We start from the raw sequence: 22,101 nt of genomic DNA, 5'->3' as shown, positions 1-22,101 counted from the left end.
CTCGTAGGCTTGCAGAAGATGTTCAAATTCATACCGGTATTTCTCATTTCCCTTTGCTTCGCTTTTTCGATCTTCGGGGAGGCAAATTTTTTTGCAAGTTCCGAAAGGCAATTCTCTGAAAAAATCAAAACCTTTTCTTTGCCAAATGGTCTGCGAGTGGTCATGATGAAGCGCGGAACCTCTCCCACTTTGGCCTTGTACATCAAATTTCTAGTGGGTGGTGCAGATGAAAGCCCGGAAGTAGCGGGGACAGCCCACCTTTTGGAGCACATGCTCTTCAAAGGTACTAAAAATGTAGGTACCCTTGACTACCAAAAAGAAGAAAAATACCAAAAACAGATCGAGGTTTGGGGTTCTCGACTGGATGATTTAAAATTAAAAGAGAGAGCTCTCCTTTTGAGAGGACAAACTGTTCCCAAAGAGTTAACAACAGAGATCCAAACCTTAAGTAGACGCTTGAGAAACTTGATTGAACTCCAAGATCCTCTGATTCTAAAAAATGAGGACTCTTATATCTATGAACAGAATGGAGAGGTAGGCTTTAATGCATATACTTCCCATGACGTGACAAACTACCAAATCCAACTGCCTTCCAATCGATTGGAAGTGTGGGCAAAAATAGAATCAGATCGATTGAAACATCCAGTGCTTCGCGAATACTATACAGAGCGTGATGTCGTCATCGAAGAGAGAAGAATGCGTACAGAAGATAGTGGTGCCGGTGTATTACGGGAACGTTTTTTTTCCATTGCCTTTGAGTCTCACCCATACAGAAAACCTGTCATTGGTTATCCAACTGCTCTTCCCTTTTTAAAAATTGAAGATACCATTGCCTTTTTTAAAGAACATTACACGCCAGATAAAATGGTGATTTCGATTGTCGGAGATGTAGATTTTGTGGAAACAGAATCCATCATCAAAAAATACTTTTCAGATCTTCCGAAAGGGAAAGAGAGTTCTCCTTTAAAAGTAGAAGAAAAACAATACTTAGGTGAAAAACGGTTCACAGTCATCCATCCTTCAAGTGAACAAATGATGATTGCTTGGCTGAAGCCGCCTTACCCGCATCCAGACAATGCAAGTTTTGAGGTTTTGTCTAACCTACTCAGCCAAGGTGCAGGCTCTCGCTTACAAAAGAGATTGGTTTTGGAAGAGAAGTTAGTAAACTCGATTGGGGCGGCCAATGGTTACCCAGGTGAAAGGTTTCAAAATCTTTTTGCAATTTTCATCAAACCCCAGTCAGGTGCAGACCTCACAAAAATAGAATCGATTATTTGGGAAGAATTGCGTAAGATCCAAGAGGAAGGCGCCAAGGAAGAAGAACTCAAAAAAATAAAAAATCAAATGATCTCTGATTTCATTCGAACGATGGATGACAATGGCACCATTGCTGATCTATTGTCTTATTACGAGCTATTGTATGGGAACTGGAAACATATCTTCCAACAGTATGAAGAAATCCAAAAAGTAAAATCAGCAGATCTCTCTAAGATATGTAAAGACTATTTAACGAAAGATCGAGTTACCATAGGCAGTCTGGTTGATTCCAGAAAGAAGGCAAAATAATATGAAACGATTTTTACTCATAACTCTTCTGTCCATTGTTTCGCTTTCTGCCTATTCTATGGGGGATTTTGTCAAAGATATCGAATTGAAAGCACTCCAGGTAAAGGTGCCTGAAATCCTGAAATTCTCACAAGGAGATGGCACAGAACTTTGGGCTCTCCCTGACCAAGATTTTCCCATCGTATATGCAGAAATCTACATAGACTTTGGAAAGAAAAATTTGGGCAACCGAAACCCGGAAATCATTCGCCTTTTGGAAGATAGTTGGCATTATTCTGGTTCAAAATCCTATCCCAAAGAAAAACTTTTGGAGGAGTTTGAAGCTTTAGGAGCAAATTTCGGTTTTTCCATCGACTACGAAAAAACTGTCATATCACTTTCCTATCTAAAAAAAGACCACTCTCAGGTAATGAAACTTCTCCAATCCTTTTGGAATGAACCTCTCTTAGATCCAGAGATCATCCAAACTATGAGAAATCGCATAGCAGATGAAATCCGAAGGCGCAATGACAATCCAACAAGCCTTGGGCAAAGAAAGTTAAGAGAGAGGGTCTATAAAAATACGCTTCTCGGACGCAGTATGGATATTCAAAAGCTGAATGCGGTCAGCATGGAAGATTTGCAAACCTTGCAAAAAGAGATTTTATCAACGAAAGAAAGAAAAGTCCTTCTTTCAGGGGATGTAAAGCTTGAAGAATGGAAGTCTCTCTCAAATACCTTACAGATATCCAATGCCTCTATCCAAACAGGAGAGGAGCTCAATTCGGAACTCATAGCAAAAAATATTAAGGCTACCTTAAAAACCCCTATATTGATCGAGAAGGATGTCAGCCAATCGTTTGTGGCCTTGATGGGTGTCCTCCCAAAACACAATGATAAAGATTTTTATGCAATTCAAGTCCTGAATTACATCATAGGTGGTGGTGGATTTAATTCTTATTACATGAGAGAGATTAGAAACAATAGAGGACTTGCTTATTCTGCAGGCTCTACTACCGACTTTCAAAAAAGCTTTGGAACAATCCAATTCTATGCAATGACAAAAACAGAATCTGTTCCCGAAGTACTGTCGCTTATGAAGGACTTGATCCGTAAAGAAGCAATTGAGTCTCTCCGAGAAGATGAGTTGCAAAGAGCAAAAAACGCAATTATCAACCAGTTTGTTTTCCTATTTGATGATTCAAAAAAGGTTTTGCGAAATGAGCTTAGATTTCGCGACCATGAAATGCCAACTGATTATTTACCTGAATTTCGTGACCGCATTAATGATGTCAGTTTAGCGGATATTAGACGAGTTGGTGAACTTTACTTCAATCCAGAACGATTGACAACTCTTGTCGTCGGGCCCAAGGACCTAAAAAAGTCATTGGGAGAGTCTTTCCAAACCTTCCAAGCAGAGGATATTTTGCCATAATGGCAAATAGTGTTTTTGAACATAAAAACCTGCGCTTTGAAGGGATCTCGGAAGGTGGAATCCGTACTTCGGTCTGCCTTCCCAGTTTGGACTTGCTTTTTGATTTTGGAACCCTCAATCCTGATAAGATCCATATCAGCCAAATTTTACTCACCCACGCCCATTTAGACCATTCGGCTGGAATCCCATACTATGTGTCGCAACGATCCTTACGCAATCTCCCACCGCCAAAGATTTACGTTCCCAAGGCAATCGAAGAACAGCTGTTACAAATTTTAAAACTCTATGCTCAGATGGAAGATTTTGACTACCAATACTCTGTCATTGGTTTAGAACACAATGCATCGATTCCTTTGAAACCAGGGTATTTTTTTAAAGCTCTTCCTTCTTTCCATAGAGTTTCGTCCCAAGGATATACTGTATTCGAAACCAAAAGAAAACTGAAACAAGAGTTTTCTCACATTGATTCTCAAGAAATTCGCAAGATGAAAGAACTTGGAAAGGATCCAACAGAGGAAGTAAACTTTCCCCTGGTTTCCTTTTCGGGAGATACAAAAATTGAATATGTTCTCGAGAATGAAGACGTAAGGAAAAGCCAAATTTTATTTTTAGAATGTACTTATTACTGTGAAAAGCGCGGAGTCGAACGAGCAAGGGAGTGGGGGCATACTCATCTGGATGAAATTGTGGCACATGCAGACTTATTCGAAAATGAAGCACTTGTTTTGATTCATCCCTCCAAACGATATAGTTTTAAGGAATTGAATGATTGGTTGGTAAAAAAAATGCCGCCTAAACTTCTAGAGCGAACACATTTGTTTTTACCAAAGTCAGGCAATCGATGAAGACAAGAGATTCTATCTTCATCCCTCATTTAGAAGAAAAAATACATACTGATTTTGTCCATAGACCTCATCCTATTTTTTTTGAATTAGAGGACTACGCTCGTGAAAAGAATGTGCCTATCATAAGTCCTGCTAGTGGAGCTGTTTTACAGAATCTTTTATCTTTAGTCCAACCAAAACATGTCTGGGAACTAGGGACTGGAATCGGTTATTCGACCCTTTGGATGATGTTTGGATCCATCGGATCGAAGTATACAAGTTTAGATCGAAATGAGAAACAAGCTTCCGTCTTAGATGAGAGCATTCAATCCGCTTTCGGAGAGAGCGCACCTTCTTTGCACCGTATTGATGCTTGGGCTTTGGACTATATGTATGGCAATGTCCAAACTTGGAAGGAAGCTGATTTCTTTTTCATTGATTGTGATAAGGTTACCTACCCGGAGCTATGGGATTTAATCTTCTTCCATGTCCCAAAAGGCACTCGCATTTTATTTGATAATATGCTCTGGCATGGAAGAGTTTTAGATCCAAATTCAGATAAACCTTCTGACAAGGCCGTACTTGCGACTTGGAAAAGGGTGAAAGAATCGGGAGCATCCTTTACTCTCTTTCCAGTAGGAGATGGTATTTTGTTAACGCAAAAAAACTAAAAAATAGTAGTCAACGAATTCAAATGACCCACTTATAGATCGAAAGTTCGAGGAGCATCAAACATGAGAGCATGGTACCTTTCCATTTTAATCTTGGCTATTTCCCTACCATTACTTGCGCAAGAAGCGACAAATGCGACGGCTGGCAAGGAAAACACCGAGGAGATCGAGAAGTTAGACCAAGGCACAAATCTCGAACGGAAACAATACAAAGATATTTCGGAACGATACAAGGATAGGATTGCAAACGGCATAAAGTTATTAACCATTATCTCTTCCAATTTCGGAGAAGATGTTCCGGATGCAAAGGCTGGTTTGGAGAATATCCGAAAAGAATACCAGAATGCCTTACGTTTCTACTATAGACACGCATATATCGCTTCGGGAAAGGCAATTCAGAAAGTAGATAAAGATGTGAATGGCTTGTTAGGTAAATTTGCGAAAGTATATGATACCAAAACCCAGGCACTTTTAGTGGAATGTGCCGATGCCATCACTAGCGTGGAACAATCGCAGATCATGGCAGAGTCGCAAGACAGTGCCAACAAATCCTTTCCCAATACCTATATTGACGTTTCTGAATCTACACATAAATTGAAAATCGCCTATTACCAGTTATCTCTTGCACTGTCCATGGCTAGAGAGGATCGTTACTATGAATCTATCGTGCATTACCGCATAGCAAAGGATTTTGGGATCAAAATCCTAAGCGATCTTAAAGAAGCCGAGGCTGACAAAAAAGCGATCACAGATAAGTACAGCAAGGACCTTAGCGACAACAAAAACCAGATTTTTTCAAATCCTCAGGCTACAGGTAAATAAGGAAAATAGGCTGAGAGATAACCTCAGCCTACGTTATGAAACTTTTTTTATTTTCGATTTTTCTTTCACTCAGTTCATCCGCCTTTGCAAATCCAGTGTATACAGTCGTTGTGGACGCAGGTCACGGCGGGGTCGCAAAAGAGCCTATTTCAGAACATGGAGATAAGTATGACTCCATTTCTCAAACCTATTTAGAAAAATACAAACAAGGCACAGAGAACGACAAAGAAACGGAACGTGGCATTATGTTACCACTTGCTTTGGAGTTGGACCAGATTTTACGTTTGACCGAGACAGAGGAAGGTTGGAAACAATTTGAAACCTACCTCTCCCATTTTTCTAAATCAAAAAAATGGAAACGTATCATCATCAAATCCAATCTCACTAGGAAATCCAATTATGAGGACGATCCAAATTCCTCAGATCCAAATGCCGCCTATCGTTTGTATGATTATCCTGATAAAAAGACTGGTGAAAGAAAAAAAGGAAGGATATCGCTTATCAATGAAAAAAAGCCTCATTTAGTAGTCTCCTTGCATATGAATCCCGCAAGTAAGGGACAGGAAGGTGGCATGGCGGCCGTTCTAACCCCTGGTTATAATACCTTTGTTTTGTTAAAGGAAATTTCGGAGGGAAAGAAAAAAGCATCTAAATTCAATTCTTTGCCTTGGTCGGATTGGTTGGTATTTGCTTCCGGCCATAGTAAACTGGAGAACGCAGTCATTGATGCATGGATTTACTTTCACGGTTATTGGACAGATCGTTCAGGCAAAAAAACTCTCCTCGATCAGTTTGAAGGATACCGCCAAAACATGATTAGTTGGTCCTATGCGGATGAAAAAGGATGGGAAAAAATTGCAGCCTCCAATGGCAAAGGCCCTTATGCCAAGTCACATGCACTTTTTCAACCAGAAGGAAAATTTTGGGAAAGAGAAAAAGGCAAACAGGAATCATGGCGTAGAGAAGGTGGTCGGGAAGGATTTGGTGGAGACAATCATTTCGCTTCCAAAGAATTGATGCGCTTTGTGCAATATGGTCTAAGGGAGCAGATCCAGAAACGGACTGGGGCATTCCCTGATGTAGGGCCCATCCAAAAGCCGTATATTTCTACCTACAGTTTGCCTACCTATACCAATGCGATTTGTGCCTTTCTAGAGATCGGATATATCAATCGAAAAAGAGATGTTTCCCATTTGACCAAAAACCGAAAAGAAGTAGCCATTTCTTTGGCTGTAGGCATCTATTCTTTGTTTGCTGGATTAGAGATCAAAAAAAATAAAAGTATCCCTATCCATCCCAAAGGACTTAGGATCAATTGGGAACGATACCAAAATTATTTCCAGGAAGTAGTAAAAGATTGAGCCAAAACAATACCCTTCAAAATCCAAATTTTCCTAAATTGATCGAAGTTTACCAAAAGGCACTTATCTTTCGTTATTCGGAAGATCGTTTGCAAAGATACCCACAATTCCAAAAGATCCCCCGTAAAACAATTGATTCTTTGATACAATTTTTCTTGGACTATCTCTACCCTGAATACGAAGAAAGAAAACGATTGGATGCTGCCTTTCAATCCTTAGCAAGTTTTGTACACAGCCCTAGTAAACTATGGGGAATACTTGGCAATCTAGCTTCTTCTATATTTCAGTTCGGGAAACACTTCCCAAAGGCACTGAAGGCTGGTATCTCCGCCTTACAAGCATATGTGACAGCACACCACTTTGAAGAAATTTTACTCAAGGCCACAGACGAAGAAGCAAAGTTTGGTGATCCTTTGGAATCTGAAGATGGATTCCAAAGAATTCTAAGTAGAATTCCTGAAAAAGATGCGGATGATTTTCGAGAAGACATCACAAGCTTATTTCAGATATTCACTGACCAAACATTGGTAGAGAAGATTATCTTGATAATGAAAAACGTCTTAGAACGGATGAAAGGCAAACCGCAGATATATTCCGAGGACGATTGCCAGGCCATTCGCCTGGGAATCGGCATCCTGGAAGAAGGGAAAAAACTTTTTGAGAGTTTGCGTTTGGAGGAGATGCATCTGATCATACGAGCCATAGACCAGATTGAAAAAGACTTCTTTATTGAGGCAAAGAGAAGAGTTTAGCGATTAAGTTGGTACCGATGGCCGGAATCGAACCGGCATGATGTTGCCATCGGTGGATTTTGAATCCACTGCGTCTACCAATTCCACCACATCGGCTTATTGGCTTAGTCTTCAGCTTCTATATATTTACCTTTTCCGCGAGCCACTATTTTGCCGATCTCATTTTCGATTTCAGCACGATTCTCTATGATTTTTTTGTTTTTCTTTACGAACCAACCGCGCAAGTGGAGGGGTTCATTGACCTTGGCAGGTTGTAGGAACCGAATGGTGAGCTCCCCTGTGGTGGTCTCGAAATTCATTGCTTCATTGATTTTCATCATGATCTCATCTAGGATCGTGGAAATGATCCCTGGATGGATTTGGTCCGGCAAACCTTGGTACTTGTCCGGGCAGGTGTAGTCCCCGAACGCAGTTTTTGTATCCTCGTCAAAGGTGATCTTCAACTGCAAACCATCTCCGTTGTCTGGGCTGGAGGCGAAGCTTAGATTTTTTTTGGCTACGGATTTCATGCCACCATAACAGAAAAAAAAATTGCCCCTGTCAAGCACAAAATGGACTGATGGTCAGTTCAGCCCTTTTTTCCTAAGAAAGGATTGGATTTCTCAAGAAACCAACTCAATTCTAGGGTCTAGATCCTCGAAAATAAGATAGGCCCTAATGATATGATCACAACACTAATGATGTTACTTGGCCTTTCGGGTGCAGGAGCCGGGCTCTATAATGTGATCAAAAATCCAGCATCCGAGGGTCCCGAAGAAGAGACCAGTGCTCGCTCTCGTAGACGTAACCAAAGAAAATCCGAGAGCCCAAAAAGCCCCTCAAGCCCAGAGCCTTCCCGTGGGAAAAGTCCTTTAGGGGGCAGGGGAGCGGAAGTTCCCTTCCAAACAAGTCCGGACAAAGCAAAGAAACAAGGCCTAGGAGAAGCAAAGGCCCTATCTCCTGATTCCCCATCCCTTCAAGATTGGTTGGAGGATGGTGCAAAAGAGGAAGAGGAAAGTCCATCCGCTCGTAGGCGCAGGAACCGAAAGGAAGAAAAGAGCAAACCTTCTCTCGAAGAACTCCCTTTAGGCGAGTATGGGGAAGAACCAAAAACCCAGACTAAACAGAGTCCACCCAAAGATAGCCCTGATATCTCCTTCCCTGTAGATGACATCATCTCTAAGAACTCAAAGTATTCCTTTCATAGACGTCCTTTGATGAATGCGGAGGCTCTTGCAGAAAGAAATTTCATAGACGACGCAATTGAGATCTACCAAAGAACAGGTGATCGTATCCCAGATGAGGATATTAAAAACAAAATCCAACAGAATATCTCGGATTTAGAAGACTTTCTTGATAGCCAACCAAGCCCGCCTCCTAAAAAAAAGGGAAAGGACAAAACGCCTGTTCAACGTGAAGAGGCACCGAAATCTGAATCAGGCCTCTCTGATTTTGTGGGTGCCATGCGAGAAGTGGCGGAGGTGTTTGCTGACTCCATAGCCAAAGCCATACAGTTTGCCCAGAGCTCTTCTCCAGGGCAAACACAGCAGAGTGCCGCAAACCCACCCATTTCGCTGCCAAATTCAGGAGCTGCAGGGAGTGCTACTAGCCCAGAATTTCTGCACCCAGTAATCTATCAGTTTTTAAAAGAAGCACCACCTATTTCTGATTATCCTGGTGGAGACCCGAGCCAAGAAAAGAAAAACTATGAAAGTTTGCTGAAATCATTAAACAGAGGTTTGATGAGTCCAGAAGGTGCTACCCTTCCATCGGGAGTACCGGGTGCTATGCCAGGTGTTGTTGGCCCTCTTTTTCTACCTGGGTCCCAAGCAGTACCAAACCAAAATTTGGGACTTCCTGACCTTGAAAATAAAGAAGCAGAAGAAAAGAAACGCCGTGAGGAATTAGCAAAGCAATTAGAACAAGCCAAACAAGATCTTCCGAATAAAGAAATCTCCGACTTAGAACTTCCTGAAGACACCTTCTTTTCTGATGAGTGGAAGGAATTCAGAGGACTTCCCTTAGTCGACCGAAGGATAGGAGGAGAGAGGAGAAAAAACCCTGATCGACGGGAGAACAAGGCGGGACGTAAAGACCGTCGTTCTGGTGAAGATAGACGAAAGGTAGACCTTTTCAAAAAGAGAGAAGAATATCTCAAAGAAAAAGCATTAGAAAAGTTAAATGAAAAAGCAAAGGCATTGGAGGATTTTCCAAGTCCCTCTCTCAATGATATGCTTTCTCCCTTCTTCCCACCAACTCCGCCTAAGTTGAATTTGCCGGAAAGTGCTGTTGAAGAAGAGCCAAAAAAAGAAGATGAATGGATTGAAAAAGAAGATGATTGGTTTGACAAAACCACGGAAGCACTTCGAAAAGAATTAGATTTACCAGATCCCGTACAAGCAGAAATTCCTCCCGATCCAAACGCTCCTCTGATAGGCCTTCCCGATGCCATAGATCCCAAAAAAGCGAAAGCGGAAACTGTCATTGAAACAGATGAACCCATTCAGGTTGAGTTAACAGGAAGTGGTGCCAGACCTCAAGAAGAGGCCCTCAAGATTGGTTTGCCAGAACCTGAAGAATTGTACCGCGAGAGAGGAGTTAAAAAAACAGAGGAAGCGGAAGAGGAATTTGATCCTGATGCAGAACCTCCCGAAATTGAACTCGTAGATGGTGAATTAGGTGAGATTTCCGAGCCAAAGGAATCTTCGGACGAAATGTCCAAAAAACTGGAAGAAGAGCCTGAAAAGGTCATCCATGGGGTTCTCGAATTAAAGCCGCCAGAAGCAGATGATGCACCTTTTTTGACCCTTACTTATGATTTTAGTAAGATACCCCATGCATTTAGGCTCTCAAAAAATTACTCTATCATGGAGTACTCATATTATAAATACAAACCTATGCTCATGAAGGCTCAAGAATTTGCTAGAAGGAAGATGCTGAAAAACGCACTCAATTATTATCGAGTTATCAAGTCCCAAAATATTCCACCAGAACTTAGAAAGATGATCAATCGAAACATCCGAGACATCACCGAATTTATGGAGAAGTTCTTGATGGCTAAAGGTGGTTAGAATTCTATTCAAATAGGATAGCGAAGTTCATGAACGATACAATTAAAATCAATCAGTACCCTAAGGGAGCGGCCATCGTCGTTCAGAACGCAGTGAACCCTGGTTTGTTTTTCATTGTGAAGAACGGCCGAGTTTCTGTTGATTCGGAGCATATCCAGATCGACCACGATCTCCGCTATTACGAACCTGGCGATAGTTTTGGCCTAGTTTCGGCTCTTACAGAGCATCGATACTTGGTTACCTTGTTTGCTGATACCGAAGTTGAATTATTACAAATCCCCATACGTATGTTAGGTTCTTATTTAAAAGAACACAAGGACCTTGCGCTAAAGATTTTAAAATTATATTCCCAAGAGTTAAGAGCACTACAAAAAAATCTTTCCAAAGCAAATTTACCTGCTGATCGATCCAACCATCCAGAGAAATTGATTCAAAATGCGAAAATCTATTTAGAATGGCAAAAACCAAAGCTTGCTTCGCATTCTTTATTTCGATTTTTGGATTGGGCAAAACAAAACCCCCAACCATCCTTCCAGAAGGAAGCAGAGGATTTACTGAAAACCATCCCCAATCCAGAGCGACCACTGCGATGGACTAGCCAGAAAATGGACCTTGCCCAGGGAGAGGTGATCTTCTTACAAGATGAAATGGACCAAGACATCTTTGTGGTCTTAAAAGGGAACGTGAAGTTGTTTAGCATCGTACGTGGCATCGAATACGTAATCGATTCTCTATCGGCTGGGGAAATTTTTGGCGAGATGTCTCTCATCGAGAGTGCTCCCCGTATGGCTTCCGCGATCACGGATACAGACTGTACCATCCTACGTGTCACGCCCGAAACCATTTTTGAATCCGTCGGAGAGTCGCTTCTGCAAAAGATCTTTGAAAGCATTGCTCGTAGGATTTGGTTCTCCCACCAAAGATTGATCATTTTAAGAATGGAATCTCCTACCATTCGACTCTATGCAATGGTCTTTAAAATGATCCGAGACCAAGAAATCCGTAAAGGTTTGAACTCCCTGACAAATGCAGAGGCTTCGTTTACCATTCCTCTCTCTTTGAAGGAGTTATGCAACATGTGTGGTTTATTGAAGATTAAGTCTGAAACGATTCGCGAGTTTCTTTCTGATACAAATCTAAAAATTGAAGCAAACCAAATCACGGTAAAACATAAAAAAAGAATCGAAGAGAAATTAGGCGCGCATAAATCCAGGAGTGGGAATCTAATCGCCAAAATCATTTAGTCACAAGGATTTTTGCCTGGTAGATTGGCTTTTAGCAGCCGATTTGCCTTCCCACTCTAAAAATTTTCCCAAGAAACCAAATTCCTTTGCCAAAAAACCTCTAGACAGAATCTAAATAGAGAATTTAGACTAATTCTAAGGAGAGACACATGCCACAAGTGACATCGCAAGCACCCGATTTTAAGGCGGTAGCCGTCATCGGAGATACTTTTAAGGAAATCAAACTATCTGATTATAAAGGAAAGTGGGTGGTCCTATTCTTTTATCCACTCGATTTCACATTCGTTTGCCCAACGGAAATCATTGAATACGATTCAAAATTGGAAGACTTCAAAAAACTCGGCGCAGAAGTGCTAGGAGTTTCCATTGATAGTGAATTTTCACACCTTGCTTGGAAGAAGACAGCAAGAAAAGAGGGTGGCATTGGAGAAATCAAATACCCACTCATCGCTGACAAAACCAAAGAAATCGCAAAATCATTTGGAGTATTAGTAGAATCTGGCCCTGACGCTGGCGTTGCCCTACGAGGAACCTTTCTCATTGATCCAAATGGAGTGATCCGCCAAGCTACGGTCAATGACCTTCCTGTGGGACGAAATATTGACGAAGCACTTCGTCTGATCAAAGCTTTCCAATTTGTGGAAAAACATGGTGAAGTTTGCCCTGCCAACTGGGACGAAGGTAAAAAGACCATGAAAGCGGATCCTACTGGATCAAAAGCTTATTTTGCGTCTGTGAACTAAACAGGAGAGACTGGAATCATGCCCACAACCGAAGCAATACAAGATACACAGCCAGAGTTCTACGCCGCTGATTCCTTTCCCAAAGGCCTCACCAGACGAGTGGTTGAGTCCATTTCACACATAAAAAATGAACCTGGTTGGCTCACTGAGTTTCGTCTCAATGCCTTCCAGGTATACCTAGAAAAACCAATGCCGACTTGGGGTTTCATCCCCCAATTCCATATCAACCTAGATGACTATGTACACTACGTAGGCTCCCACCAAAAAAAGAAAAAATCTTGGGATGAAGTTGACCCTGAGATATTGAGAAGTTTTGAAAAATTGGGAATCCCTGAGCATGAACGAAAGTACCTAGCGGGCATCGAAACGATGAACGACTCCGAGACGATCTATGCCAATGTAAAAAAAGAGTTAACTGATCTCGGAATCATATTCTGCGACATTGATACTGCAGTGAAAGAATACCCCGAGCTTGTGCGCCAATACCTTGGCACTGTGGTTACTATTGGTGACAATAAATTTTCTGCACTCAATTCCTGTGTTTTTAGTGGTGGTTCCTTTGCCTACATCCCCAAAGGCATAAAAACCCCTATGCCTTTACAAGCATACTTTAAAGTAACAGCTGCTAGTTCCGGACAATACGAACGAACGTTACTCATCGCAGATGAGGGTGCACATTTGGAATACAGCGAAGGATGTACATCCGTTCAAGATAAAGGTACCAATTTCCATACAGCCGTAGTTGAGTTAGTTGCCAAAAAAGAATCCAAGATTTTTTATACGACCATCCAAAATTGGAAGAAAAATATGTACAACTGGACAGTGAAACGTGGTCTCTGTGAAGAGAGAGCCCATATCACCTGGACAGATTGTAACATTGGTGCAAACACCATTAAATACCCAGGTATTATTTTAGAAGGAGATGGTTCCACAGGTGATGTTCTTTCTCTTGCATTTGCAGGGGCTGGCCAAATCCAAGATACAGGTGCACGAATCATCCACGTTGGAAAGAATACCCGATCCAATATATTAGCGAAAGGTGTTGCTCTCGACGGAGGCATCAATTCTTACAGAGGTCTTGTCAAATTTGAACCTTCTAGCAAAGGTTCGTATAGCCACATCAAATGTGACGGGCTCATGATGGACAATAAGTCGCAATCCCATGCTTACCCATACAATGATGTATCAGGTGAGGATGGAACGCTAAATTATGAGGCCACCGTTTCCAAAATAGATGAGGACCAGCTATTTTATCTACAGTCAAGAGGTTTAGGCGAAGACGATGCCAAACTCCTTATCATCAATGGTTTTTGTGAAGGCGTTACAAAACATTTGGACGTTGAATACTCTGTTGAGATGACAAAGCTGATACGCATGATTTTGGAAGATGGCCATGTAATTAGTGACCAGAACTCTCAGTCCTGAGAGCGCTTTCCCAGAACAAGTAAAACAGCAGCCGAGATCAACAATCCCAATCCCTCTCTATATTCCTCGACTTCGATGGCATAGTAGGGAGCGATGATTAGGTGGTAAATGGCAAAACCGGAATAGGCAAACACAATTGGAAAAAGAACCTTTTTAGGTATGGTTCGTTTCAGCCGATACGCTGCCATCCCGGCAACAAACAAATAGATTGGAAACCATAAATAGGGATCTGGGTCGTTTAACTGCCAATATGCAAACAAAAGAAAAATAGGAATCACTACATAAGAAAAAATCTTCACAGGTGTCGCCTCTCATAGACCATATGAGTGGCCAATCTCTTTATGACAAAGAAAAAAATCAGGAAGAGAAAAGCTTAGACTCACATTGAATTTTCATTGCATTCCGTTTCGCTACCAAAATAATTTTAGTAAATACAATGAAGCTTTCTACAATCTATCTCCGAGTCCTAGGTTTCTTTTTCTTACCCCTTCTATTGCAATGTGAAGAGATCGGTAGCAAGATGATAAAGGTTTTCGCTAAGAAATACGAGACCGAAAACCCCATCTTTAGTTCCTCTCCTGTTTTTTTAGCAGAGGACCTTAACCGAGAGAAAATTGAGATTTCCTTATCAGAAGTTACGAGCGTAAAGGAACCAACTGATATTCAATTTTATCCAACAAACTCACGTTATATGTTCTTGCTTGAAAAGAAAGGCAATTTGATCGTCTTTGATCGAGAGGAAAAAAAACAAAGAACACTTTTAAGTTTGAAAGTGGTTTCGGAAAGTGAGTTGGGCCTACTAGGATTATGCTTTCATCCAGACTTCCCTAAGGTGCCCAATGCCTACTTGAATTATACAAAAGATGAAAATGGAAAGGACACAAGCATCATTTCAGAATGGACAATCCGTAACCCTGATGAATTCGAAAAGATGTCATGGGATAAGGAAAGAATACTCCTCAAAGTGAGCCAACCATATCCAAATCACAATGCGGGTCAGATTGCCTTCGGAAGAGATAAAATGCTCTACATTGGTTGGGGAGATGGTGGATTGCGTGGCGACCCACAAGGCAACGGACAAAATACGAAAACGATGCTAGGATCTATCTTGAGAATCAATCCGAAAGCCGATACAGCAAAAAACACTGCGTATACAATCCCTTCTGATAATCCCTTCGTAGGCAAAGCAGATGTGTTACCCGAGATCTATGCATATGGACTTAGAAACCCATGGAGATATTCCTTTTCCTCCGCAGGATCATTGGTTTTAGCAGATGTGGGGCAGGATGCTTATGAAGAGATAGATATCATTGAATCTGGAAAAAACTACGGATGGTCACAAACAGAGGGGAATCATTGTTACCAATCCAATTGTAACCAAAGCGAGTTTGCAAGCCCCATCTATGAATACGGAAGAGGGGATGGTCAATCCATTACGGGAGGTTACGAATACCTAGCCAAAGACATAGCTAACTTACGAGGCAAGTATGTCTTTGGAGATTTTATCTCTGGAAAAATTTGGGCCTTTGATCTCCCCAAAGATGCAAAAACAAAAGTAGAAAAGGTATATACTCTAGGTAAGTGGAATGTTCTGATTTCAACCTTTGGGCAAGATCCGAACGGTGATTTATTTTTAGCTGACTACCAATCAGGTAAAATCATGAAATTCGTTCCTCTCAAGAAATAAAATGATAAAAAAAACATTCACTCGACTTCCATTTTATATTCGATTCCACTTGCTACTTGCTGCATTTGGGATGCTATCTTTGACAATATATAGATTTGCATTCTATGCTATGTATTCATATAGGATTCAGAATTGGGATTTGTTTTTAATCCTGAAAGCGTTTTTGTATGGAATACGCTTTGATATCTCGGTCATTTGCATTTTTATAGGAGTCAGTCTTTTATACTCCTCCATTCATTTTCTAAATACAAAAAAAGCGTTTCGATTCGTCTGGAGAGTCGTTCCCGTTTTTTTTCTTATCATACTCATCCTCCTTCTCGGTGCCGATTTAGTTTATTACGAAAATGGAAACAAACATCTGGGTTATGAAGCCTTTGCCTATCTAGGTTTCGAAATGTTACCATTGATCGGTTCGGCATTTTCCCAGAACCCTTTTCTATTTCTAGCTTCTCTATTGGGCATAGGACTCATCATTTATGGAATTTATCTAGTCCAACGAAGGTTTCCGTATGAACATACTCCGTTTAACTACAAGATTGCGACTCTACAGTTTCTAATCATCTTGGTATTTTTGGTTTTAGGCATTAGAGGTGGGGTGCAAACTAGTCCCTTGAGAACAAGTGATGCCATCATATCCAAAGAAACTATGGTGAATGATTTGATACTAAACCCAGGTTTCACTGCGATTACTGACCTCAAAATGACTGAAGTTGACAAACGCCACTTTATGCCATTAGAAGAATCCACTCAAATTGTTCAAAATGCAATTGCTTATCCAGATACTACATTCGTTTCAAAGGACTATCCTTTGCTTCGAAAGAAAGCCGCACTTGGGAAGGAGCCACTTCCTCACATTGTTGTCGTTGTTCTGGAAGGTTGGACGGGAAAATTTATAGATCTAATCGGAAATCCCAAAGTCAAGGGCAAAGAAGTCACTCCTTATTTTAACCAACTCATCCGCAAAGGTATGTTTTTTAACCATTTCTTTGCGAGCGGCGGGCGTACAACAAATGGACTCATGGCCTTAATAGGTGGCATACCAGATCGTCCAGGGTTAACAGCTGTCAGGACACCTCAGATATTAAATCGTTTTTCTGGCTTGGGTTCCCTATCAAAAGGCATAGGCTACCAAACTGTATTTGTCACAGGCACCGATCTTAGTTTCAATAACAAAGGGAGTATCATGTTCCACTGGGGTTTTGATGATCTCATTGGTAAAGTCCAACTAGAAAAAAATCCCAATTACAAAACGGGGCCTTGGAGTTTCTGGGATGAAGCTTCTTTAGATATGTTGCACCTGGAATTAAAAACCCGGGACCAAAACGAGAAGCCAATAATGGCAGTTATTCATACAGGAACTACACATTACCCTTATGTTGTGCCAGATGAAACATATAGACTCTTTGATAAAACAGTTGAAGATAGTGAGTATCTAAATGTACTTCACTATGCTGATTGGGCTCTCCATGAATTTGTAGAAAAAGCAAAAAAAGAGCCTTACTTTCAAAAATCAATTTTCTTCTTTGTCTCTGATCATTCTCACCATAGATATTTAAATTACTATGAAGATAGAAACGTTCCATTTTTGATCTATGCTCCTGGTAAGATAAAGCCGGAGCTAAGGACAGATATCACATCTCAATTGGATGTACTGCCGACAATATTGGGATTTATGGACCGAGAGTTGTATTTTAGCAGTATGGGTAGGGACCTACGAAAAACAAAAGGTGATTCTGCATACTTTGCCTACGGCAATATCTTTGGCTGGATACAGAATGAAATGTTGTACTTTCAATCTGTGGCAGGTGGCATTGGTGAAACCAAAACAATCAAACCACCTTATGTTGATACAAATATCTGTAAGGTGGATATCAGTCAGTGTAAAAACCACAGTGACCATACAAAGGCATTTTTAAACTTGAGTCAGGATTTGCTTAAGGCGAACAAACTCTTTCCAAGCGAGAAAGAGTTGGCCACCATCAAATCAAAAAATTAGTCATGATCGAGAGAGACATCAAAAAATGTCTTTCTCTTTATGAGCACCCAGAAAAGCGAAGCAAGTGACAACACGATCAAAGGCACAGTGAAATAGGTAATAAAAGGAACCTTTATGTAAAACAATGTCGCAACAAATAAACCCGAGAAGAGAAAGTTTCGGATGACCTCAGTTCGTTTCGACCACTTTTTCATTTCCATGATTCTATTGATCGAAAGAAGACTAAAGGTCAATAGAAATGCAACGGCAATCAAAGTCCACGCATCGCTTAAATCAAGTTTAGCTACTTTCCAAACTATCAATCCAACAGACAAAAGCACAAGCGATTGTAAGACTACATAGACCATAACACTTGTTGGTGGGTTTGGATCATACTTTTCTGTATAAGCTGGTTCTTTAAACTCATCTTCGGGAGTTCGTAGATATTCAGGTTTCCAGCCAGGTTCTTTGAAAAGAATCCCAAGAATGTCAGCGAAACTTCTGGCTTTTCGAATGTTTCTGATGATATCCACATAGACATGAATGTTTACAGTGATTGGATTGAAAGAGTTAACAGGTTTTGTTAAACCATAGATCGGTTCATCTGTCTCTTCTGCGAAACTACCGAACATTTTGTCCCAAATTATAAAGATGCCACCATGGTTTCTGTCCAGGTACTTTCTTTGCGTGCCATGGCGTACTCTATGGTTGGAAGGGGTGACCATAAAGGTTTCCAAGAAACCGAGTTTTCCGACAAATCTTGTATGTACGAGAAACTGGTAAACCTTTAAAATCCGGTGGCTTAGAAAGAACATTTCCCAAGGGATACCTAGAACAGCTAAAGGAAGAAAATACGCATACTCAAAAATCCTTTGGAATGCATTGCCCCTGAAGGCAACCGACAGGTTCATTTCTTGGGTAGAGTGGTGGGTTACATGGCAGGCCCAAAGTATCGCAATCGTATGTGTATGTCTATGGAACCAATAGTAGAGGAAGTCCACGAGTACGAGGGAAACGGTCCATGAGAGGAGGGAGTGCCAGTGGATCGCAAAAGGTGAAAGTTGGATAGGGCTTGTGAGAGGGAACCATTCGTAGCCCAAGCGACGTATGGATAGATTGGATTCTACGAGATCGTAAAAATAAAGCGCCACCACAACGATTCCTACGCCAGCGACAGCAAACAAAACTCCATTGCTGACATCGGCTAAGAAAACGTTTAGACGGTAATAGTGCTTTTTTTTGATATAAGAAACAAAGGCCTCAATTCCTATCAGGGCTAACATCACCCCGAAGGCATACTCCATAAAAACATCACTGTTCATAAAAAAATGTTTCCACTCCTCTGCCTAATAGACAAAAAGATTCAGGTTTTCCCTAAAAAAATTGGCAAAAACTGAACTCTGTTTCCAGGATTTGCCCCTTTTTTTTGCTGTCAATGTCCATTTCCCTTGGTTTGGCTCTGGGGTTTCCGCAATCTAGGCTTTCCAGACGGAGAAAGGAGCAAAACATTGGTCGTATGAAGGAAGAAAAGCCGGTTCTAAAAGGCAAATCCCTGACAGATCTCACCGAAATTTGTCGCCACCTCGGCCTGGAAGCTTACCGAGCCAAACAAATCTATGTGGGGATCTATAAATCAAGATACACAAGCATAGACCAATTTTCTAGCCTCTCCAAAGAAACTAGAGAGCTCCTAAAAGAAAAGACTGTATTTCCTGAAATTCAATTGGGTAGGGAGCTCATTTCTAAAGACGGGACAAGGAAGTTTACTTTCGACGTAGAGCCAGGCAAGGAAGTGGAAACCGTTTGGATCCCGAGCGCCGACGGAGAGCGGAAGACGATTTGTATCTCTTCGCAGATCGGCTGCACTTTAAATTGCGCATTCTGCGCCACAGGTCTACTGGAATACAAGGGCAATCTGCATTCCTGGCAGATCATAGACCAGATCCTTCAAGTGGAAAAAATAGTACAAGATCGCGCAACTAACATTGTTTTTATGGGAATGGGTGAGCCCATGCACAATTATTTTTCGGTAATGAAGGCCGCTCATATTTTACATGATAAAGAAGGTATGGGCCTAGGTGCAAGGAGGATCACCATTTCGACCGCCGGGGTTGTTCCGGGAATACATAGATTCATTGATAATAAAGAACCATTTAACTTTGCCATTTCACTCAACCATCCGAACCCCAATGCACGTTCCTCCGTTATGGATATCAATGTTAAACACCCTCTTGAAAAGTTATTGGACGCTGCCAGACGGTTTACCCAAGAACTTGATCGAATGATCACCTTTGAGTATGTGATGATACCTGATGTAAATATGGGGAAAGAGAATTTGGATCGTTTGGTAAAAATAGCAAGATCTGTGAATAAATGCAAAATCAATGTGATTCCTCTGAATACGGATTTTACAGGTTGGAGACGACCAACAGAAGATGAAGTGAGAGATTTTGTAAGTTATTTAAGGCAGAAAGCAGGAGTGCCGATTCTCAATCGACAAAGTCCTGGCCGGGATATCAATGGAGCTTGTGGAATGTTAGCCCTCAAAGGAGTTAGAAATGAAAACATTCATTAAGATCAGTATTTCAATACTTCTTTTATTCTTTTTATCATGCCAGGATATCGTTGAGCAAAAATGTACATTAGCCTGCAACCAATTTGTTTCCTGTACAGAAAAGACCTTAAAAATGGAATTATCTCCCGAAGCAAAGAGATCAGGGCACATTTCCTGTATGGACGGATGCACCACACACAATAGCGATATTTTACAATGTTACGACCAAGAGCCAACATCTTGCCAAGGGTTTGGAAATTGTGTATTACAAATTGGGACTTTAGAATGAATTCATATAGCAATGACCAAAAACTTTTTTTGAGACTGTTGGTATTATTTTCTTCTCTGGCATTGTTGTTCACATTGCCACTAGATGTCATTGATATCGACTCAAGCCAATACGCTGAAATTGCAAGGCAGATGTACCACTCTGGGGACTTTTTCACTCTTATCGACAATGGTCGTCGTTACTTAGATAAACCCATTTTCACATTTTGGACGATTGCTACCTCTTTTCAGATTTTTGGATTAAACCAAATCGCATACCGCATTCCTGCATTGTTGTTATCCTTCTTATCTGCGTATTCTTTGTTCCAGATCACCTTGCTCATCTGGAAGAATGAAAGACAAGCTTATTTAGCAACTATCTTTTATCTGATTACCCCTGGATTTTATGCCATGGTGGTCGATCCAAAGATTGATGTGTATCTGGTTTCTTATCTGATCTTTACCCATCATTTTTATTATCTGGGAAGAAAGAAAAATCCTAACTTTTTTTATTTGATGTATTTAAGTATGTCGATCGGATTTGTTACAAAGGGTCCGATATCAGTGGTCATACCATGTATCTCCATAGGAGCGGATATTTTATTTCGTAGAGATTGGAAACTGCTCTGGTCCATGAAATTGATACCAGGTTTTTTTATTTTGGCATCTCTTCCTGCTTTCTGGTGTGCCTTGTTATATAAAAGTTTTAATTCTTACGGACCTGTTTACTTTCTTTGGATACAATCGTTTGGTAGATTCTACAAAGAAATGTACAACATAAAATTTGACCCATTTTATTTTTACAAAAACTTTCTTTGGGCTTTTTTTAGTGGAGTGCTTCCGCTTATCATCTACATCTTATTTCGTGCGATTAAATATTATAAGTCCATCGGTGCAAAAGAGTTCTTTCGTAAGATTAAAAATAATGAATACGCACATCTTGATTTCGTTGTACCGTTTTGGGTATTTTTGTTTTTATTTTTGATTTCGTTTTCGCGCTACCCCCTTCCGCAGTATATCTATTGGATTTTACCTGGAGCAGCACTTTATTTTGGAAGAATCGCAGAAGAGAGTCTTTTTTCCTCTGCTGCCAAGAGAATCAGGCCTTCTTTCATGGTTGCAGGGATTGTTTATTTGGTAGGATACCTCTTGCTTCCGAGTTTGGTCGCGGATGCTGGTGTCATTTATTATGTCTTTTTCTTTGTTGCCATTCTCTTTGTGTTTTTACTCGCACAAAAGTTGCCTATCGAACTCTTACTTACGGTAGTAGGAGCCTGTCTATTTTTTGGTTCCATCAGTTTGGTTTACTATCCTCTCTTAACTTCCTACCAACCATCTCGAGAAATGGGTGCAAAGATAAAGGAACTGGAGCCAGACGAGCCCGTTTTGTATACCTATCGGCTATCCAATTCCAAACGATCCTATGCCTTTTATGCAGATCGCAATTTTAGAAATATCTATGACCCAGAAAAATTAAAGACACTTTGGTCAGATCACCCCCAGAGGCTACTTGTTCTACCTTCTGAATTTTTGGGGCAATTGAAAGAGCAGGCAGGGCCTGGTTATGAAATAGAGATCGTTATGGAGAAAGATTCTTACAAAATAGCAACTCCAACGGTTTCTTTTCTAAAAAAAGAGACAAGAGCCTTGGTTCTTAAGAAAATTTCTCTAGTTTGGCTAAGAAAAGTTTCAGGGAAATCGTAATTCTTACGAGATATAAACTAGGCTAATTGTGTAAGTCTGGTT

At 40.8% G+C, this 22,101-nt stretch carries 19 protein-coding genes and 1 tRNA gene; 16 read left to right on the top strand and 4 right to left on the bottom strand.

Annotated elements, in window-relative coordinates; genetic code table 11:
* The first annotated feature begins 18 nt into the window (after positions 1-18).
* From DI060_RS05495 to DI060_RS05465, 7 genes are all read left to right on the top strand, one after another.
* Positions 19-1,566: a M16 family metallopeptidase gene (locus DI060_RS05495; protein WP_108974567.1), complete on the top strand. Its 1,548-nt coding sequence runs from the start codon at positions 19-21 to the stop codon at positions 1,564-1,566.
* 1 nt (position 1,567) lies between these two features.
* Positions 1,568-2,980 (top strand): M16 family metallopeptidase, encoded by a 1,413-nt coding sequence (locus tag DI060_RS05490; RefSeq protein WP_108974565.1) that lies wholly within the window; start codon positions 1,568-1,570, stop codon positions 2,978-2,980.
* Positions 2,980-3,825 carry an MBL fold metallo-hydrolase gene (locus DI060_RS05485; RefSeq protein WP_108974563.1) on the top strand — a complete coding sequence of 282 codons (846 nt, stop codon included), beginning with the start codon at positions 2,980-2,982 and terminating at the stop codon, positions 3,823-3,825. The genes DI060_RS05490 and DI060_RS05485 overlap by 1 nt, the downstream gene beginning before the upstream one ends.
* Entirely contained in the window at positions 3,822-4,475 is a 654-nt protein-coding gene (locus DI060_RS05480; protein ID WP_108974561.1) for an O-methyltransferase, read from the top strand. The genes DI060_RS05485 and DI060_RS05480 overlap by 4 nt, the downstream gene beginning before the upstream one ends.
* 63 nt (positions 4,476-4,538) lie before the next feature.
* Positions 4,539-5,297 carry a hypothetical protein gene (locus DI060_RS05475; protein ID WP_108974559.1) on the top strand — a complete coding sequence of 253 codons (759 nt, stop codon included), beginning with the start codon at positions 4,539-4,541 and terminating at the stop codon, positions 5,295-5,297.
* A gap of 35 nt (positions 5,298-5,332) precedes the next feature.
* Complete coding sequence (locus tag DI060_RS05470) at positions 5,333-6,658, top strand: N-acetylmuramoyl-L-alanine amidase (RefSeq protein ID WP_108974557.1); 1,326 nt, start codon at positions 5,333-5,335, stop codon at positions 6,656-6,658.
* A complete protein-coding gene (locus tag DI060_RS05465) occupies positions 6,655-7,410 on the top strand; it encodes a hypothetical protein (RefSeq protein WP_108974555.1) in 756 nt (251 codons plus the stop codon). Before DI060_RS05470 ends, DI060_RS05465 begins: the two co-directional genes overlap by 4 nt.
* A gap of 9 nt (positions 7,411-7,419) precedes the next feature.
* Here the strand turns inward: DI060_RS05465 and DI060_RS05460 are convergent.
* Together DI060_RS05460 and DI060_RS05455 are read right to left on the bottom strand one after the other, a co-directional pair.
* Positions 7,420-7,506 (bottom strand) — tRNA-Leu (locus DI060_RS05460).
* Between the two features lie 8 nt (positions 7,507-7,514).
* Positions 7,515-7,919 (bottom strand): PaaI family thioesterase, encoded by a 405-nt coding sequence (locus DI060_RS05455; protein WP_108975650.1) that lies wholly within the window; start codon positions 7,917-7,919, stop codon positions 7,515-7,517.
* A gap of 153 nt (positions 7,920-8,072) precedes the next feature.
* Here DI060_RS05455 and DI060_RS05450 point away from each other — a divergent pair, with 153 nt between their 5' ends.
* The 4 genes from DI060_RS05450 (at position 8,073) to sufB (ending at position 13,872) form a co-directional block, all read left to right on the top strand.
* Positions 8,073-10,460 (top strand): hypothetical protein, encoded by a 2,388-nt coding sequence (locus DI060_RS05450; protein ID WP_108974553.1) that lies wholly within the window; start codon positions 8,073-8,075, stop codon positions 10,458-10,460.
* 29 nt (positions 10,461-10,489) lie between these two features.
* Positions 10,490-11,704, top strand: a complete 1,215-nt coding sequence (locus DI060_RS05445) for a Crp/Fnr family transcriptional regulator (RefSeq protein WP_108974551.1) — start codon at positions 10,490-10,492, stop codon at positions 11,702-11,704.
* 149 nt (positions 11,705-11,853) lie between these two features.
* Entirely contained in the window at positions 11,854-12,447 is a 594-nt protein-coding gene (locus DI060_RS05440) for a peroxiredoxin (RefSeq protein ID WP_108974549.1), read from the top strand.
* Positions 12,448-12,465: 18 nt separating this feature from the next.
* Positions 12,466-13,872, top strand: coding sequence for a Fe-S cluster assembly protein SufB (gene sufB / locus DI060_RS05435; RefSeq protein ID WP_108974547.1), 1,407 nt, complete (start codon positions 12,466-12,468; stop codon positions 13,870-13,872).
* Here the strand turns inward: sufB and DI060_RS05430 are convergent.
* A complete protein-coding gene (locus tag DI060_RS05430) occupies positions 13,863-14,171 on the bottom strand; it encodes a transmembrane 220 family protein (RefSeq protein WP_108974545.1) in 309 nt (102 codons plus the stop codon). The two genes, sufB and DI060_RS05430, sit on opposite strands and share 10 nt — an antisense overlap.
* A gap of 137 nt (positions 14,172-14,308) precedes the next feature.
* Between DI060_RS05430 and DI060_RS05425 the strand changes: the two genes are divergently transcribed.
* Positions 14,309-15,559 carry a PQQ-dependent sugar dehydrogenase gene (locus tag DI060_RS05425; RefSeq protein ID WP_108974543.1) on the top strand — a complete coding sequence of 417 codons (1,251 nt, stop codon included), beginning with the start codon at positions 14,309-14,311 and terminating at the stop codon, positions 15,557-15,559.
* A gap of 1 nt (position 15,560) precedes the next feature.
* On the top strand, positions 15,561-17,555 hold the full coding sequence (locus tag DI060_RS05420; protein ID WP_244594293.1) for an LTA synthase family protein: 1,995 nt from the start codon (positions 15,561-15,563) through the stop codon (positions 17,553-17,555).
* Here the strand turns inward: DI060_RS05420 and DI060_RS05415 are convergent.
* A complete protein-coding gene (locus DI060_RS05415) occupies positions 17,552-18,856 on the bottom strand; it encodes a sterol desaturase family protein (protein ID WP_108974541.1) in 1,305 nt (434 codons plus the stop codon). The genes DI060_RS05420 and DI060_RS05415 overlap by 4 nt on opposite strands.
* 194 nt (positions 18,857-19,050) lie before the next feature.
* On the opposite strand from DI060_RS05415, the gene rlmN reads away from it, so the two are divergent.
* From rlmN to DI060_RS05400, 3 genes are read left to right on the top strand one after another with little or no spacing between them, the layout of a single operon-like run.
* Positions 19,051-20,109, top strand: coding sequence for a dual-specificity RNA methyltransferase RlmN (gene rlmN, locus DI060_RS05410; protein ID WP_108975646.1), 1,059 nt, complete (start codon positions 19,051-19,053; stop codon positions 20,107-20,109).
* Positions 20,093-20,377: a Cys-rich protein gene (locus tag DI060_RS05405; RefSeq protein ID WP_108974539.1), complete on the top strand. Its 285-nt coding sequence runs from the start codon at positions 20,093-20,095 to the stop codon at positions 20,375-20,377. The genes rlmN and DI060_RS05405 overlap by 17 nt, the downstream gene beginning before the upstream one ends.
* The gene (locus DI060_RS05400) at positions 20,374-22,059 is read left to right on the top strand and encodes an ArnT family glycosyltransferase (RefSeq protein ID WP_108974537.1); all 1,686 of its coding nucleotides are present in this window, start codon (positions 20,374-20,376) and stop codon (positions 22,057-22,059) included. The genes DI060_RS05405 and DI060_RS05400 overlap by 4 nt, the downstream gene beginning before the upstream one ends.
* The last annotated feature ends 42 nt before the right edge of the window (positions 22,060-22,101 follow it).

The sequence above is a fragment of the Leptospira ryugenii genome, assembly GCF_003114855.1.
Taxonomy (GTDB): Bacteria; Spirochaetota; Leptospiria; order Leptospirales; family Leptospiraceae; genus Leptospira_A; species Leptospira_A ryugenii.
Note: the sequence above shows the minus strand (reverse complement) of the source record. Positions and strands in the feature narration are given on the sequence as shown.

Bases quoted from the DNA above. Each gene is read 5' to 3' on its own strand.
- sufB (WP_108974547.1), top strand. From the start codon at position 12,466: ATGCCCACAACCGAAGCAATACAAGATACACAGCCAGAGTTCTACGCC.
- DI060_RS05470 (WP_108974557.1), top strand. From the start codon at position 5,333: ATGAAACTTTTTTTATTTTCGATTTTTCTTTCACTCAGTTCATCCGCC.
- DI060_RS05490 (WP_108974565.1), top strand. From the start codon at position 1,568: ATGAAACGATTTTTACTCATAACTCTTCTGTCCATTGTTTCGCTTTCT.
- DI060_RS05495 (WP_108974567.1), top strand. From the start codon at position 19: ATGTTCAAATTCATACCGGTATTTCTCATTTCCCTTTGCTTCGCTTTT.
- DI060_RS05480 (WP_108974561.1), top strand. From the start codon at position 3,822: ATGAAGACAAGAGATTCTATCTTCATCCCTCATTTAGAAGAAAAAATA.
- DI060_RS05475 (WP_108974559.1), top strand. From the start codon at position 4,539: ATGAGAGCATGGTACCTTTCCATTTTAATCTTGGCTATTTCCCTACCA.
- DI060_RS05420 (WP_244594293.1), top strand. From the start codon at position 15,561: ATGATAAAAAAAACATTCACTCGACTTCCATTTTATATTCGATTCCAC.
- DI060_RS05415 (WP_108974541.1), bottom strand. From the start codon at position 18,856: ATGAACAGTGATGTTTTTATGGAGTATGCCTTCGGGGTGATGTTAGCC.
- DI060_RS05440 (WP_108974549.1), top strand. From the start codon at position 11,854: ATGCCACAAGTGACATCGCAAGCACCCGATTTTAAGGCGGTAGCCGTC.
- DI060_RS05450 (WP_108974553.1), top strand. From the start codon at position 8,073: ATGATCACAACACTAATGATGTTACTTGGCCTTTCGGGTGCAGGAGCC.
- DI060_RS05405 (WP_108974539.1), top strand. From the start codon at position 20,093: ATGAAAACATTCATTAAGATCAGTATTTCAATACTTCTTTTATTCTTT.
- DI060_RS05485 (WP_108974563.1), top strand. From the start codon at position 2,980: ATGGCAAATAGTGTTTTTGAACATAAAAACCTGCGCTTTGAAGGGATC.
- DI060_RS05400 (WP_108974537.1), top strand. From the start codon at position 20,374: ATGAATTCATATAGCAATGACCAAAAACTTTTTTTGAGACTGTTGGTA.
- DI060_RS05425 (WP_108974543.1), top strand. From the start codon at position 14,309: ATGAAGCTTTCTACAATCTATCTCCGAGTCCTAGGTTTCTTTTTCTTA.
- rlmN (WP_108975646.1), top strand. From the start codon at position 19,051: ATGAAGGAAGAAAAGCCGGTTCTAAAAGGCAAATCCCTGACAGATCTC.
- DI060_RS05455 (WP_108975650.1), bottom strand. From the start codon at position 7,919: ATGAAATCCGTAGCCAAAAAAAATCTAAGCTTCGCCTCCAGCCCAGAC.
- DI060_RS05445 (WP_108974551.1), top strand. From the start codon at position 10,490: ATGAACGATACAATTAAAATCAATCAGTACCCTAAGGGAGCGGCCATC.